The organism is Methylocystis rosea SV97 (assembly GCF_000372845.1).
Classification (GTDB): domain Bacteria; phylum Pseudomonadota; class Alphaproteobacteria; order Rhizobiales; family Beijerinckiaceae; genus Methylocystis; species Methylocystis rosea.
Genome location: NZ_KB889963.1, coordinates 1706048 through 1719504, shown reverse-complemented (window position 1 = coordinate 1719504; position 13457 = coordinate 1706048). Strand labels below are relative to the sequence as shown.

General features: G+C 64.3%; 17 protein-coding genes. 2 read left to right on the top strand and 15 right to left on the bottom strand.

All coding sequences use genetic code 11. The features are described from left to right. Positions 1 to 4 precede the first annotated feature (4 nt). From A3OO_RS21390 to A3OO_RS0108985, 4 genes are all read right to left on the bottom strand, one after another. On the bottom strand, positions 5 to 460 hold the full coding sequence (locus A3OO_RS21390; RefSeq protein WP_342446756.1) for a pyridoxamine 5'-phosphate oxidase family protein: 456 nt from the start codon (positions 458 to 460) through the stop codon (positions 5 to 7). Between the two features lie 44 nt (positions 461 to 504). Next, positions 505 to 627: a hypothetical protein gene (locus A3OO_RS24680; RefSeq protein WP_342446755.1), complete on the bottom strand. Its 123-nt coding sequence runs from the start codon at positions 625 to 627 to the stop codon at positions 505 to 507. Positions 628 to 657: 30 nt separating this feature from the next. After that, entirely contained in the window at positions 658 to 1146 is a 489-nt protein-coding gene (locus tag A3OO_RS0108990; protein ID WP_018407510.1) for a nuclear transport factor 2 family protein, read from the bottom strand. 63 nt (positions 1147 to 1209) lie between these two features. Beyond that, positions 1210 to 1755, bottom strand: coding sequence for a carboxymuconolactone decarboxylase family protein (locus A3OO_RS0108985; protein ID WP_018407509.1), 546 nt, complete (start codon positions 1753 to 1755; stop codon positions 1210 to 1212). 125 nt (positions 1756 to 1880) lie between these two features. On the opposite strand from A3OO_RS0108985, the gene A3OO_RS0108980 reads away from it, so the two are divergent. Next, positions 1881 to 2825, top strand: coding sequence for a LysR family transcriptional regulator (locus A3OO_RS0108980; protein ID WP_018407508.1), 945 nt, complete (start codon positions 1881 to 1883; stop codon positions 2823 to 2825). 98 nt (positions 2826 to 2923) lie between these two features. On the opposite strand, the gene A3OO_RS0108975 is transcribed toward A3OO_RS0108980, so the two are convergent. From A3OO_RS0108975 to A3OO_RS0108965, 3 genes are all read right to left on the bottom strand, one after another. Beyond that, complete coding sequence (locus A3OO_RS0108975) at positions 2924 to 3823, bottom strand: pirin family protein (protein ID WP_051080399.1); 900 nt, start codon at positions 3821 to 3823, stop codon at positions 2924 to 2926. Between the two features lie 74 nt (positions 3824 to 3897). Further along, positions 3898 to 4098, bottom strand: a complete 201-nt coding sequence (locus A3OO_RS0108970; RefSeq protein ID WP_040573771.1) for a hypothetical protein — start codon at positions 4096 to 4098, stop codon at positions 3898 to 3900. Positions 4099 to 4239: 141 nt separating this feature from the next. After that, on the bottom strand, positions 4240 to 6339 hold the full coding sequence (locus A3OO_RS0108965) for an elongation factor G (protein ID WP_018407505.1): 2100 nt from the start codon (positions 6337 to 6339) through the stop codon (positions 4240 to 4242). Between the two features lie 157 nt (positions 6340 to 6496). On the opposite strand from A3OO_RS0108965, the gene rph reads away from it, so the two are divergent. Next, positions 6497 to 7210, top strand: a complete 714-nt coding sequence (gene rph, locus A3OO_RS0108960) for a ribonuclease PH (RefSeq protein ID WP_018407504.1) — start codon at positions 6497 to 6499, stop codon at positions 7208 to 7210. A 135-nt stretch (positions 7211 to 7345) separates the two neighbouring features. Here rph and A3OO_RS0108955 read toward each other — a convergent pair whose 3' ends face one another. The 8 genes from A3OO_RS0108955 to A3OO_RS0108920 all read right to left on the bottom strand — a co-directional run bounded on the left by A3OO_RS0108955 (position 7346) and on the right by A3OO_RS0108920 (position 13370). After that, positions 7346 to 7948, bottom strand: coding sequence for a GNAT family N-acetyltransferase (locus tag A3OO_RS0108955; protein ID WP_018407503.1), 603 nt, complete (start codon positions 7946 to 7948; stop codon positions 7346 to 7348). A gap of 21 nt (positions 7949 to 7969) precedes the next feature. Further along, positions 7970 to 9376: a threonine synthase gene (gene thrC, locus A3OO_RS0108950; RefSeq protein WP_026222824.1), complete on the bottom strand. Its 1407-nt coding sequence runs from the start codon at positions 9374 to 9376 to the stop codon at positions 7970 to 7972. 93 nt (positions 9377 to 9469) lie between these two features. Further along, positions 9470 to 10207 carry an SURF1 family protein gene (locus tag A3OO_RS0108945; RefSeq protein ID WP_018407501.1) on the bottom strand — a complete coding sequence of 246 codons (738 nt, stop codon included), beginning with the start codon at positions 10205 to 10207 and terminating at the stop codon, positions 9470 to 9472. Further along, the gene (locus tag A3OO_RS0108940; protein ID WP_018407500.1) at positions 10204 to 10581 is read right to left on the bottom strand and encodes a DUF983 domain-containing protein; all 378 of its coding nucleotides are present in this window, start codon (positions 10579 to 10581) and stop codon (positions 10204 to 10206) included. Before A3OO_RS0108940 ends, A3OO_RS0108945 begins: the two co-directional genes overlap by 4 nt. Before the next feature lie 71 nt (positions 10582 to 10652). Then, a complete protein-coding gene (locus A3OO_RS0108935) occupies positions 10653 to 11543 on the bottom strand; it encodes a cytochrome c oxidase subunit 3 (RefSeq protein ID WP_018407499.1) in 891 nt (296 codons plus the stop codon). A 76-nt stretch (positions 11544 to 11619) separates the two neighbouring features. Continuing rightward, positions 11620 to 12216, bottom strand: a complete 597-nt coding sequence (locus A3OO_RS0108930) for a cytochrome c oxidase assembly protein (protein ID WP_018407498.1) — start codon at positions 12214 to 12216, stop codon at positions 11620 to 11622. Next, positions 12216 to 12425 (bottom strand): hypothetical protein, encoded by a 210-nt coding sequence (locus tag A3OO_RS0108925; protein ID WP_018407497.1) that lies wholly within the window; start codon positions 12423 to 12425, stop codon positions 12216 to 12218. The genes A3OO_RS0108930 and A3OO_RS0108925 overlap by 1 nt, the downstream gene beginning before the upstream one ends. Positions 12426 to 12437: 12 nt before the next feature. Then, a complete protein-coding gene (locus tag A3OO_RS0108920; protein WP_018407496.1) occupies positions 12438 to 13370 on the bottom strand; it encodes a heme o synthase in 933 nt (310 codons plus the stop codon). Positions 13371 to 13457: the final 87 nt, after the last annotated feature.

The window sequence follows — 13457 nt, the reverse complement described above, 5'->3', positions numbered from 1 at the left end:
GGACTTAGATTGAGGTCGCGGCGCCGGCCGCCTGGGCGAGTTGCTGCTCGAGTTCGGCGATCCGCGCCGTGAGCGGCGCCGTCATCGCGCGCACTTCGTCGAGCGTGTAGCGTTCGGTAATGTGCTGCGGGCAGTTCCAGTCGAACCCCTCGACCCTGATCAGGAAGCCGCGTTCGACGCGGGCGCGGTAGTCCGGGGTTTCGAGCAGAGACAAGGTCGCGTCATCGTCGAGACCGACGACCTTCGCGCGCCCGAAGAGCTTCAGCCGCGTCTTGTTCGGATAGTCCATGAAGAAAAGCGACACGCGATCGTCGTTCGCGAGATTGCCGAGACTGATGTATTGCCGGTTGCCGCGGAAATCAGCAAAGCCGATCGTGGAGTCGTCCAGCACGCGCACGAATCCCGTCGGACCTCCGCGATGCTGGATGTAAGGCCAGCCGGTTTCGCTGACCGTCGCCATGTAGAACGAATTTCGAGCCGCGATGAATTCGGTCTCCAGTTCGCTCAGGCGATGGTTCCTGGTCTCCGGCGCTCTTTCCTGCGTGCGTATGCGTTGCGGCTGCCAAATTTTTCCTGCGCCTTCTTCACCGTCGGGGTAAAGGCGATCTCGGCGTAACGATGCGGCATAGCGTCCTCCTGCGGGCCCGCGCCCGCGCCTTAAAGGCCGAGATCGGACAGACCCGGATGATCTGCAGGCCGCGGGCCTTGCGGCCAACGGAATTTCCGCTCGCTCTCCTGGATCGGTTGATCGTTGATGCTCGCGAAGCGCAGTCGCATCAGACCGCGTTCGTCGAACTCCCAATTCTCATTGCCGTGGCTGCGGAACCAGTTGCCGCCCTGATCACACGACTCATAAACGAAACGCACCGCGATCCGGTTCTCGGCAAACGCCCAGAGTTCCTTGATCAGGCGATATTCGAGCTCACGCGCCCATTTGCGCTTCAGGAACGCCACGATCTCCGACCGTCCGACCGGGAACTCCGCGCGATTGCGCCAGCGGCTGTCCTCGGTGTAGGCGAGGGACACGCGCTCGGCGTCGCGCGTATTCCAGGCGTCTTCGGCCATGCGAACTTTCTGTATGGCGGTTTCGCGTGTGAACGGCGGCAGCGGCGGACGAGCGCCGACGGGTTGAGTCACCTCGACCATTTGGATTCTCCTGTCTGGATTGAGGAATCCGGCGCAGACTCCGCCGCGCCGGAACTGAGTAAGTCAGGCGGCTTTGTTCAGCTCGATTTCCGGGAAGTCGATCTCGATCTGGGTCGCCTTGCCCAGCAGGTTGGTGAAGATGTTCATCGCGACATGCGTGATGATCTCGACGATCTCGCCATCCGAATGACCGGCCGCGCGCACGGCGTCGAATTCGGCCTTGCTCACCTGTCCGGCATGCTCGACGAGCGCGCGGGCGAAGGCGAGCGCGGCTTCCGCCTTGGCGTCGGACGAACGGCCCTTGCGGTTCGCCAGCATCTCCTGACTGTCGAGGCCGGCTTTGCGGCCGATGGCCGTGTGCGCCGAGACGCAGTACTGGCAGGCGTTCTGTTCGGCGACGGCCAGCGCGATACGCTCCCGCGTTTTCGGGTCGAGAAAACCCGCGCCGGCGATCCCGTGGATGCCGAGGAACGCGTTCAGCGCCGCCGGGGAATTGGCCAGCGCGCGGATGAAGTTGGGGACCGCGCCAAGGCTGGCCTGGACGGCGTCCAGCAATTTCTTGGCTTCGCCAGTGGCGGATGTGGGGTCGATGACGGCAATTCGAGCCATAGGGTCAATCCTTTTTTCGTCGACGGCGCGGCGCGCCTCGGCGCCGCTCCGCCAGACAATGGTTGGTTATTTTTCTTGTAAGAATATCTGACGTATGGAATTCATTATTCCGATTAGAGGAATAAATGGATCGTCTCCACGAGCTCGAGGTGTTCGTCGCCGTCGCCGACGCCGGCAGCTTCGCCAAGGCGGGAACGCGCTTGCGCCTGTCTCCCCCCGCGGTGACCCGGGCGATCTCCGCGCTCGAAGACCGCCTCGGCGCCCGCGTCTTCAACCGCACGACCCGTAGCCTGACCATCACGGATGTCGGTCAGCGCTTCCTGGAAAGCGCACGGCGTATCCTGACCGACCTCGATTACGCCGAACGCGAAGCCGTCGGCGAAACGGCGGTTCCGAACGGCCATCTTACGCTCACGGCCTCGGTGACTTTTGGTCGGACGGCCCTCGCGCCGGTGGTGTGCGCGTTTCTTAGCCAGCACCCGCGCGTAACCATGTCGGTGCTGCTGCTCGATCGCATCGCCAACCTCGTGGAGGAAGGGATCGATCTTGCGGTCCGCATCGGTCCGTTGCCTGACTCAAATTTGGTCGCGAAGAAGATCGGAACCGTTCGAAGGATATTGGTTGCGAGCCCGGACTATCTCGCGCGGCGCGGCGTTCCGCAGACGCCAGCCGATCTACGTCTCCACTCGATGATTGCGTTCACTGGCCTTATGCCGAACAGGGAGTGGCGCTTTCTCGACGGCAAAAAAAACAACAGCGTTACCTTTTTTTCGCGGCTCGAGATCAATGACGCGGCTGCATCCATCGCCGCGGCGGAAATGGGGGATGGGATCACCGTGGCGCTGTCGTACATGGTCGCCGACCAGATTCGCGACGGCCGACTCGCGCCTATTCTCGACAATTTCACGCCGCCGCCCGTCCCAGTTCACCTTGTCTATCCTCAGAGCCGCCTGGTCTCCTCCAAACTGAGAGCTTTCATCGACTTCGCCGCGCCGCGCCTTCGCGCAACGCTGGATAGCCTCGGCCTTCCCGAAACTAAAGCCCTTGGCCATCCAGCTGAGGGGCTTTAGGCATCAGCGTCTGATGATTTGTTCATCTGGCTGGGAGTGGATTGTGGAATTCACCTTATATGCCGAGCCTCGCGCCGACGGTGGCGGCTGATCGCCCGCTAATCTCCCGGCAGCGGAATGAACTCCGCGTCGCCCGGCACCGAAGGGAACTTCCCTTCCCGCCAGTCGCGCTTGGCCTGTTCGATCCGCTCCTTGCTGGAAGAGACGAGATTCCACCAGACGAAGCGGCGTCCGTCGACCGGCGCGCCGCCAAGCAGCATCATCCGCGCATCGGAAAGCGCGCGGATCGTAATCGCGGCGCCGGGGCTGAAGATCAGCAGTTGCGGCTCATCGAAACGTTCGCCGGCGATCTCGATGGCGCCCTCGACGAGATAAAGCGCGCGCTGCTCATAATCTGCGTCGAGCGGCGCGGAGGCGCCGGCATAGAGGCGCAGCTCGACATAGAACCAGTCTGACAGCGTCTCCACCGGCGACCTCGCCCCGAACGCGGCGCCGGCTATCACCCGCGCGAACACGCCTTGATCCTCAACGATGGGAAGAACGTTCGCGCTAAAATGCTGGAAGCTCGGCTCGGTTTCTTCTTGCGCCAGCGGCAAGGCCAGCCAGCTTTGCACGCCGAGCATCTGTTGCCCCGCCGCGCGTGGCCCCGGCGGCGTGCGCTCGGAATGAACGATGCCGCGCCCGGCGGTCATCAAATTCATCGCGCCAGGCGCGATCTCCTGCACATTCGCCAAACTGTCGCGATGCAGAATGCGCCCGTCGAAAAGATAGGTGACGGTCGCAAGCCCGATATGGGGATGCGGACGCACGTCTATCCCCTGTCCCGGCGCGAATTGAACCGGGCCGAAATGATCGTAAAAGATGAACGGCCCGACCATCTGGCGCCTGTCGTCGGGCAAGGCGCGCCTGACGCTGAAGCCGCCGAGATCTCGCGCGCGCGGCGCAATCTGCAATTCAATCGTCTTCGCCGCGGTCTCGGCGCCGCCGGGGATGGACATGCTGAGCCTCTTCTCGCGCATAGGGATGTTGCGCCACTAGCTATGTCCGCCGGTCGACGGATCAAGCGCCCGTATCACGCGCTGCGGCGCTTGCCCTTCATGACGCATCCGACGTTCGCCTGACGCATTTTTTTGCTCTTAACGCAACGCGGCGACGGATTGGCGTCGAGGTTCATCGCCTGCGGCGCTGAGGTCGACGCGCCCTTCAGGCCGCCAGCGCTCGAATAGAGACTGAAGGTCATGGCGAGAACGGCGGCCACCAGGAATATGAACATTCGCATCTCGATTTTCCTCTTTAGGAAGACGAGCGCGATCTTCATTCGAAACGCCGACGTTCGCTGTGCTCCCGCACACAAGCGAGCCCCAGCGCACAGCCTCGTTGGGCAAGTCACGACGCGTGCGCCTTGCGGGCGACACTATCCCGCGTTCGCCTTCGCCGTATGCGCGGCGACGATGTCGCGCGCCTGCTTGCCGACGACTTCCGCGAGATGGTCGAAACGCGCTTGATAAAAGCCCGCGCCCGCGGTCGCGGAGCGCAGTTCGACGATGAGATTGTCCATCTCCGCCTCGGGAATCAGAGTTTCGAGCTTGTCCCAGCCTTCCCAACCCTCGCGCGGACCAAAGCCCATGATCTGGCCGCGCCGCGCCGAGACGATGCCGGTGGCGCGCGACATCGCGTCGCTCGGCACGAAAATATCTACCGCGAGCACCGGCTCCAGCAGAATCGGCTCGGCCTTTTCCAGAGCTTCGCTCATGCCGATGCGCGCCGCGGTGCGGAACGCCATGTCGGAAGAATCGACGGAATGATACGAGCCGTCGGTCAGCACCGCCTCGACGTCGACCACCGGAAAGCCCAACGGGCCGTGCAGCAAGGCGTCCTGACAGCCGGCCTCGACGGACGAGAAATATTGCCTGGGCACGGAGCCGCCGTGCACGCGCTCGCTGAAGGCGAATCCTTCGCCGCGGCCGCGTGGCGCGATCTCCATCACCACGTCGCCGAACTGGCCATGTCCGCCCGACTGCTTCTTGTGGCGGCCGCGGACGGTGACCTTATGGCGGATCGTTTCGCGATAGGCGACCGTCGGCTTTGAGCAGTCGACCGCGACGTTGAAGCGCGAGGCGAGGCGTTCGAGCGCGACGCGCAAATGCATCTCTCCCTGGCCGAAGAGCTTGATCTGCGACAGCTCCTGGTCATGGACAAAGACGAGCGAAGGATCCTCTTCGATGAGCTTCGTCATCGCCGCGGCGAGGCGCATCTCGTCCTTGCGGTCCTTCACATTAAGCGCCAGAGCATGCACCGGATCGGGAGCTTGCGCGCGCGTCTTCTGCAGATCCGCCGCGCCAGCGCGCGCGTCGGCGACGATCGTGTCGCCGGTCTGCGCATGATCGAGACGCCCGAGAGCGACGACGTCTCCGGTCTTCGCCTCCGTCGTCTTGCTCGTCGCCGCGCCCATCAAATGCGACATGCCTGAAACGCGATCCTCCCCCTGCGGCGAAGCGACGGTCTGGCCGTCCGCGAGGGCGCCGCGCAGCACGCGCGCAACCGACATTTTTCCGCCGTGCGGCGTGTGGATCGTGCGGAAGATGCGGGCGAGCGCGGGGCCACCCTCGCCGACGCCAAGCCGCACGCGGGTCGCTTCGATTCCCGGCGCCTCGTGGCGCATCGCTTTCAACAGCCGCGTCACCCCGGCGCCCCGTTCGGCCGAGCCGATGAACAAAGGCACGACCAGTCCGGCGCGCAATTCCTTGGTGAGGTCGTCGAAAATCTGATCGCGCGGCGGCTCGATGTCCGAGATCAGTTCCTCCATCAGCGCGTCGTCATAGTCGGCGAGCCGCTCCAGCATCGAGTAGCGGGCTTCCTTCTCGGTCGCGACGTCGCCCCCGGAAATGTCGACGACTTCCGACGGCGCATGTTCGCGATAAACATAGGCGCGCTCCAGCGCGAGATCGATGAAGCCGACCGCGACGCCATTGTTCCAGATCGGAACCTGGCGCAGCAGCAGCGGCGTGCGCGAAGCCTGCTGCAGAATGCTGAGCGCCTCGCGCACATCGATGGTCGCGGCGTCGATCTTGTTCAGGAAAATGAAATGCGGCACGCCGAGCTCTTCGAGCTGGCGCAAAATGAGCTGCAGCGCCGGTATCTTGCGGGGGTCGGCCTCGCAAACGACGACGGCGGCGTCGACCGTCGGCAGGATATTGCGCGAGTCATGGGCGAATTCGACGGAGCCTGGCAGATCGACGAATGTGTAGTGGTCGCCCATATAATCGACCGTCGCGACATTGGACTCGACGCTCATCTGATGGGCGCGGGCTTCCGGACTGGAGTCGCCGACGCTGGCTCCTGCAGCGACGGGGCCCTGCCGCGGGATCGCGCCGGCGTGGGCCAGAATAGCCTCGAGAAGTGTGGTCTTGCCGCATTGAAAAGGGCCCGCCAGCGCAATCAGCCGGGGGCCCTGGGCTCTCGCCTCGTGAGAATGCGCTCCTTGGGACGACGCTTGGGACAATGTCTGGCCCATCACTCCCTCCTTTTCGTCGGAGCCTGGTTTCGTCCGGCCCCGTTAGCTCATGGTTTCACCATGCGGCCGCCAGCGCAAGACGCTGTCGCTCGCCTAGCGCTTTCACGCTCGCCGAAAGCGCGATAGAAGGCGCAACCCATACGACAACGGAGCTATTATGCGCCCCAGTAAACGCGCGCCCGACGAGATGCGCCAGGTGAGTTTCGAGCGAGGCGTCGCCCGCTACGCCGAGGGCTCCTGCCTCGTAAAATTCGGCAATACGCAGGTGCTCTGCGCGGCGTCGCTCGAGGACAAGCCGCCGCCGTGGCTTCGCGGCCAGGGCCGAGGCTGGGTCACGGCGGAATATTCCATGCTGCCGCGCGCCACCCACACGCGCACGCGTCGCGAGGCCGCCGCCGGGAGACTCTCGGGACGCACGCAGGAAATCCAGCGTCTCATCGGCCGCTCGCTGCGCGCCGTCACCAATCTGCCAGCGCTTGGCGAGCGGCAGATCGTCGTCGACTGCGACGTCATCCAGGCGGACGGCGGCACGCGCACGGCGTCGATCACCGGCGCCTGGCTGGCGCTGCATGATTGCCTTGATTGGATGCGTTCGCGCTCCATCGTCAAGGAAAGCCCGCTGCGCGATCATGTCGCCGCCGTGTCCTGCGGCATCTTCAACGCAACGCCGGTGATCGACCTCGATTACGCCGAGGATTCCACCGCGGCGACCGACGCCAATTTCGTTCTCACCGGCTCGGGCGGCCTGGTTGAAATTCAGGCGACGGCCGAAGTCGCGGTTTTTTCCCAAGATGAGCTGTCGGCCATGCTGGCGCTCGCCCAGCAGGGGGTTGCGGACCTCGTCGCTCTGCAGAAAGCGGCGCTCGCGTGAGCGATTTCCGAACAAGCAGCAGAAAGTCGGCGATAGGCTTTTGAAGAGACGGCGCGGCTCGAGCGGCACGGGAAGCTCGTCCCGCGCCGCGCGCCTTGCATTGATCGCCGGGCGCGTTTCTTTTCAGTGTTCCGCTTACGCCGGCGATGGCGGATTGAGCGGCTGAGGATCAGTTTCCAACAGCGCATAAAGCAAATGGTCGCGCCACTGTCCGTTGATGTTGAGATAGGAGCGCGCATAGCCCTCCTGCTTGAAACCGACGCGCTCCAGCAAGCGCTTCGACGGCTCGTTCGTCGGCAAGCAAGCCGCCTCGATGCGATGGAAGCCGCGCTTCTCGAAAGCATAGGCGCAAGCGGCGCGCGCGGCGCGGGTCATGTGGCCCTTGCCTGCATAGGGTTCGCCCATCCAGTAGCCGAGCGTCGCCGCCTGCGACACGCCCCGTCGGACATGACCGAAGGAGAGGCCGCCCATCAGCGCGTCGTCCTCCTCACGGAAGATGAAGAAGGAATAGGCCTCGTCGCGGGCCATTTCCTCGGCGTGGCGGCGCACGCGATAGCGAAAGCTCGCCCGTGTGAGATCGTCGATCGGCCAGAGCGGCTCCCAGGGCGTCAGGAAGGAGCGGCTTTTTTCGCGCAGTTCGGCCCACTCCAAGTAATCGCGCATTTCGGACGCGCGCAGATAAAGACCGTCGCCTCTAATCGGCAGGTCGCGTCGCCCGATTACGCTGAAGATCGCCATCGTGCTCCTTGCCAGACCTTGTCAGTTCTTCGCCGCGCGCGCGTGCGATGAAATAAATTCGGCGACTCGCGCGCCATCATTTTCAAGAATCGTGAATCGTTCCGGCGCGTCAAGTCGCGCCGCAATATTTTCAGGCGGCTGCGGACGCAGTCCGATGGCGCGCTCAATGGCGTCTGGAAACTTTGCCGGATGCGCCGTCGAAAGGGCGATGACGGGCGTCGCCGGATCTTTCGCAAGCCGCGCGCGCGCCGCGGTGACGCCGGTCGCCGTATGCGGATCGAGCACATAGCCGGTCTCGCGCCAGGTGCGGCGAATCTCCTCCGTCGTCTCGGTTTCGCCGACGGACTCGGCATCGAATTCGGCGCGAATGGCGGCGAGCGCCGCAGCAGGAATCTCGAAGGCGCCGGATTGATCGAGCGAGGCGAAAGCGGCGCGGACCACCGCCGGATCGCGCCCGCTCGCGTCGAATAACAAGCGTTCGAAATTGGATGAAACCTGAATGTCCATCGACGGCGACTGAGTCGGCGTGACGCCCCGCGGCTCGTAACGCCCGCTCGCGAGCGCGCGCGCAAGAATGTCGTTGGCGTTGGTCGCGACGACCAGTCTCTCGATCGGCAGACCCATCCGCTTGGCGACATAGCCGGCCAGCACGTCGCCGAAATTGCCTGTCGGCACGGCGAAGGAAATATGCCGATGCGGCGCGCCGAGCGCCACGGCGCTCGTGAAATAATAGACGGTCTGCGCGACGACGCGCGCCCAGTTGATCGAATTGACGCCGGCGAGTCCGACGCGCGTGCGAAAGTCGGCGGCGCGAAACAGCCGTTTCAATATCGCTTGCGCGTCGTCGAACGAACCCTGCAGCGCGATCGTATGAACATTGTCGTCGTCGACCGTGGTCATTTGCTTGCGCTGCACGTCGGAGACCCGACCGTGCGGAAACAGAATGAAAACGTCGACGCGGTCGAGACCCTTGAACGCCTCGATCGCCGCGGCGCCCGTATCGCCGGACGTCGCGCCGACGATGGTGGCGCGCAGATTTCGCTCTTCGAGCACATGATTCATCATGCGCCCGAGCAGCTGCATCGCCAGATCCTTGAAGGCGAGCGTCGGCCCGTGAAAAAGTTCGAGAACGAAGAGATTGTCGGCGATCTGCGTCAGCGGCGCGATCGCGCGGTGACGAAACCCGCTATAGGCGCTCTCTGTCTGCGCCCGCAAAATCTCACGCGAAAACGTCTCGCTGAGATAAGGCGCGATCACTTGCGCCGTCGCTTCGGCATAGGACCGGCCCGCGAGCCCGGCGATCTCGGAAGGCGCGAGCCGCGGATAGGCGAGCGGCGTGTAGAGCCCGCCGTCGGTCGCGAGACCGGCGAGCAGAACGTCGTCAAAGCCAAGCTGCGCGGCCTCGCCGCGGGTTGAGAGATAGCGCAACCGTCGATCCATGGATGGAAGAGCGCGCGCCGAGCGCGCGCGTGTCAGTTCGCTTTTCATAGCATATTCGACAGCGCCGCAAGCCCGAGGTCGCTAGATGCGCTCATGCGCAAGAACGCCACGTGCGTAGATCCCAAAAACGACGAGAAGCGCGAGCGATAGGCTGAACCAGGTCACGGCGTAGGAGAAATGATTATTAACGATCGTTGGGACGCCCCCCAGCGGGCGCGGCCAATCCGGCCCCGCTGCAGGAACCGCGTCGAGGACGAGCGCGAAAGGCGCGGCGTCGGCTAAGCCGAGAGCGCTAGCGATCGCCGCGGGATCGCGCGCATAGAAGACGCCCTTCTCGGGCTGGTCGGCGGGCGTGAAGGGGTTGCGACGCTCCGGCGCGCGCAGCAATCCGACGAGCGTCACTTCGCCCGGAGGGGCGGCGCGCACGGCGGCGTCGCCGGTCTTTGAGGCGGGGAGAAATCCGCGGTCGACAAGCAGGAGGCCGCCGCCCGTCAGCGCGAAAGGCGTGACCAGCCAATAGCCCGGCTCTCGGCTCGCGCCCTCCGGCGGCGCGGCGAAGACGAGCGCGTCGCGGCCGCCGATAAAACGACCCGCCGCGCGCACATGCATGAAGTCGTAATCTTCAGCGCGAAGGGTCGCCCATCGGTCAGGCGGCGGCAACGGCTGCGGCGACTGCGTGGAGCGCTGTTCGACGCGCGCGATCAGCGCCTCTTTTTCGCCGAGCCGCCGCACCTGCCAAAACCCCAGACTGACCAGCAGCGCAAAGAGCAGCGTCGTCGCAACCGCCGGCCCCAGAAGCGCGCGGACGGCGGCGCTCACGACTGATGGCGGCTTTCTTCAGCCTTGTTGAAATATTGCAGGGCGATCAGCAGGCCCTTCATCGGCCGCAGCAGCCCGACGCAGAGAATGGCCGACAGGGGCACAAGGATCGCGGCATGCACCCAATAGGACGGCTGATATGTCACCTCGACATACCACAGCACCGCGATCGCAACGAAGCCGACGACGGTCATGACCATGATCGCCGGACCATCGCCCGCGTCGGCAAAGGAGAAATCGAGCCCGCAAACCTCGCATGTCGGCGCAACGGTCAGCAGGCCGCGGATCATGTGGCCCTTGCCGCAGCGCGGACATCTGCCGAGGATTCCGTCGACATAGAGCGAGACGGGCGGATAGACGTGCTCTTGTGACATGTTGGTCCTCCAACGAAAACGGTCACGGGCGCGCCCGTGACCGTCCAATGTTCAGACGGGCGTCGGCGCACCTATTCCATTGTCCCGCCCCAGTTCCCCCACACGTAAATGCAGGCGAACAGAAACAGCCAGACGACGTCGACGAAGTGCCAGTACCAGGCGGCGAATTCGAAGCCCAAATGCTGGTCCGGCGTGAAGGCGCCCCGGAAGACGCGCAGCAGGCACACGATGAGGAAGATCGTGCCGACGATCACGTGGAAGCCATGGAAGCCGGTCGCCATGAAGAAGGTCGAGCCGTAATTCGTCGCCGCCGGCTTCGCCGGATCGAAGGCGAAGGCGAAGGGCGCGTGGAGATATTCATAGGCCTGGATCGTCGTGAACAGCAGGCCGAGCGCGATCGTCGCGATCAAGCCCTTCTTCAACACGTCGCGCTTGTTTTCCAGAAGGCCGTGATGGGCCCACGTCAGAGTCGCGCCGGAGCTGAGCAGAATGAGCGTATTGAGGAGCGGCAGCTTCCAGGGGCTCAGCACTTCCATGCCCTTGGGCGGCCAGACGCCCTGGAACAATTCGGTGCGCATGACCTGCACCGCATCGGCTGGGAAGAGCGCCGAATTGAAGAACGCCCAGAACCAGGCCACGAAGAACATCACCTCCGAGAAGATGAACAGGATCATGCCGTAGCGATGATGCAGCCGCACGACTGGCGAGTGAAATCCGCCGACGCTCGCTTCGTGAATAATGTCGCTCCACCAAGCGTACATCACGAGCAGAATGCCGCCCATGCCGACGAAGAACATGGTGCCGCCGAAGGTCATGCCGCCGATCGGCGCGCCCTTGTGCTGCGCCATCCACATGACCGCGCCGATCGCCGTGATGAGCGCGGCGAATGCGCCCACAATCGGCCACGGACTCGGATCGACCAGATGATAGTCGTGTTCGGGTTTCGCGTGTCCGTCCGCCATCTTGCTCTTCCTTGTCATCGGCCGGCGGTACCGGCCAGTCCCCTAGTTTGCCGCGCGGTCAAGTCGCGCGGCGCCGTCAACCCTTCGGCTTTGCGATCGCCGTCTCGCTGGTCTTCGCCGCGGTGGAATCCTTGATGGCGAAGAACGTGTAGGAAAGCGTGATCTCGCGAACGCCGCGCATGCCTTCTTCACGCTCAAGAGCGGGATCGAGATAGAAAACCACCGGCCATTCCTCGGCCTCGTGCGGTCCGAGCCGCTTCTCCTCGAAGCAGAAGCAGGCGACCTTGACGAAGAAGGCGCCGGCCTGGCCGGGCGTGACATTGTAGGCCGCCTGGCCGCTGGTCTCGCGATCAGAAAGATTGGCGACCTTGTAATAGACGGTTTTCGTCTCGCCGGTGCGCAAGGAGATCTTGGCGACCTCAGGCTCGAAGCGCCACGGAAGATCGCGGGCGACGTTGGCGTCGAAGCGCACGGTGAGCACACGTTCGCCCGGGGACGGCGCGCCGGCGAGATCGGTCCTCGGCGTGCCGCCAAAGCCGGTCGCCGCGCAAAAGGCGCGGTAAAGCGGAGCCGAAGCGAAAGACAGGCCGAGCATCGCCGCCGTGCCCACGACCAGCGCCGCCGCGATCATCTGCGGGCGTTTGCGTGAACGAGGCGCCGGCGCGTTCATCATCAGATCGTCCGGTTGACGACGGCCGCGCCAAACTTCACCAGCGTGACGGCGTAGAACAGCACGGCGAGAAGCGCGATCGTCACGCCGATCGCGACGTTGCGCGCACGACGGCTACGCGCCTGCTCTTCGGTCAGCACGACCCCTGGCCGGTCGAATAGACTGGCGCGCTCTTTCATCTTGTCTCCTGCATCGATCATTTCGCTCACCATTCGCTTAGCCGCCTAGATCAGCGCGAAAATATGCGCGGTCTGCTCGACGACGAGGACCAGGAACAGCAGGAATAGATAGAGGATGGAGAACAAAAACATCCGGCGGGCGGCCAGACGCGCCGCATCGCCTTCGCGCCGCCTGAAGACCATCGCCGCGACAGTGACGAGCGCGATCCCGCAGCCGATCGAGACGAGGCCGTAGGCGAGCGAGGCGAAACCCAGCAGCCATGGCGCAACGCCGAGCGGCGCGAGCGCCAGCGCATAGATCAGGATTTCGAGACGCGTGCGGTCTTCGCCGGCGACATTGGGCAGCATCGGCACGCCGGCGCGGGCATAGTCCTCGCTTCTCAGCAAGGCGAGCGACCAGAAGTGCGGCGGCGTCCACATGAAGATGATCGCGAAAAGCACGATGCTCGCAAGATTGAACTCGCCTGTCGCGGCGGCATAGCCGACCATCGGCGGAAGCGCGCCGGCGGCGCCGCCGATGACGATGTTCATCGGCGTCCAGCGCTTCAGCAGCATCGTATAGATCACGACATAGAAGAAGATGGTGAAGGCGAGCAGCGCGGCGGCGAACCAGTTCGCGACATAGCCGAGCGTAAAGACCGACAGCGTCGCCAGCACGAGACCAAAGCCAAGCGCCGCCTCGGGATCGAGCCGGCCGGCCGGTATCGGGCGCTTGCGCGTGCGCGTCATCAGCGCGTCGACGTCAGCGTCGTACCACATGTTGAGCGCGCCCGAGGCGCCGGCGCCGACGGCGATCGCCAGGAGCGAAGCAAAGCCGATCAGCGGATGCGGCGGCGTCGGCGCGAGCAACAGGCCGGCGAGCGCGGTGAACACCACAAGCGACATCACGCGCGGCTTGAGAAGCGCGAAATAATCCGATGGCGACGCGACGGAGATGCGCGGAGCCTGTTCGTCATGCAGATAGGATGCGTCGCTCATGGCGTTTCACTCAAAACCTTTGCCGCCGAGGCGGGCGCAGCGAGCCACGTCATGCTCGCCGGCGCCGGCTTGCAGCGTCGGCGCGAG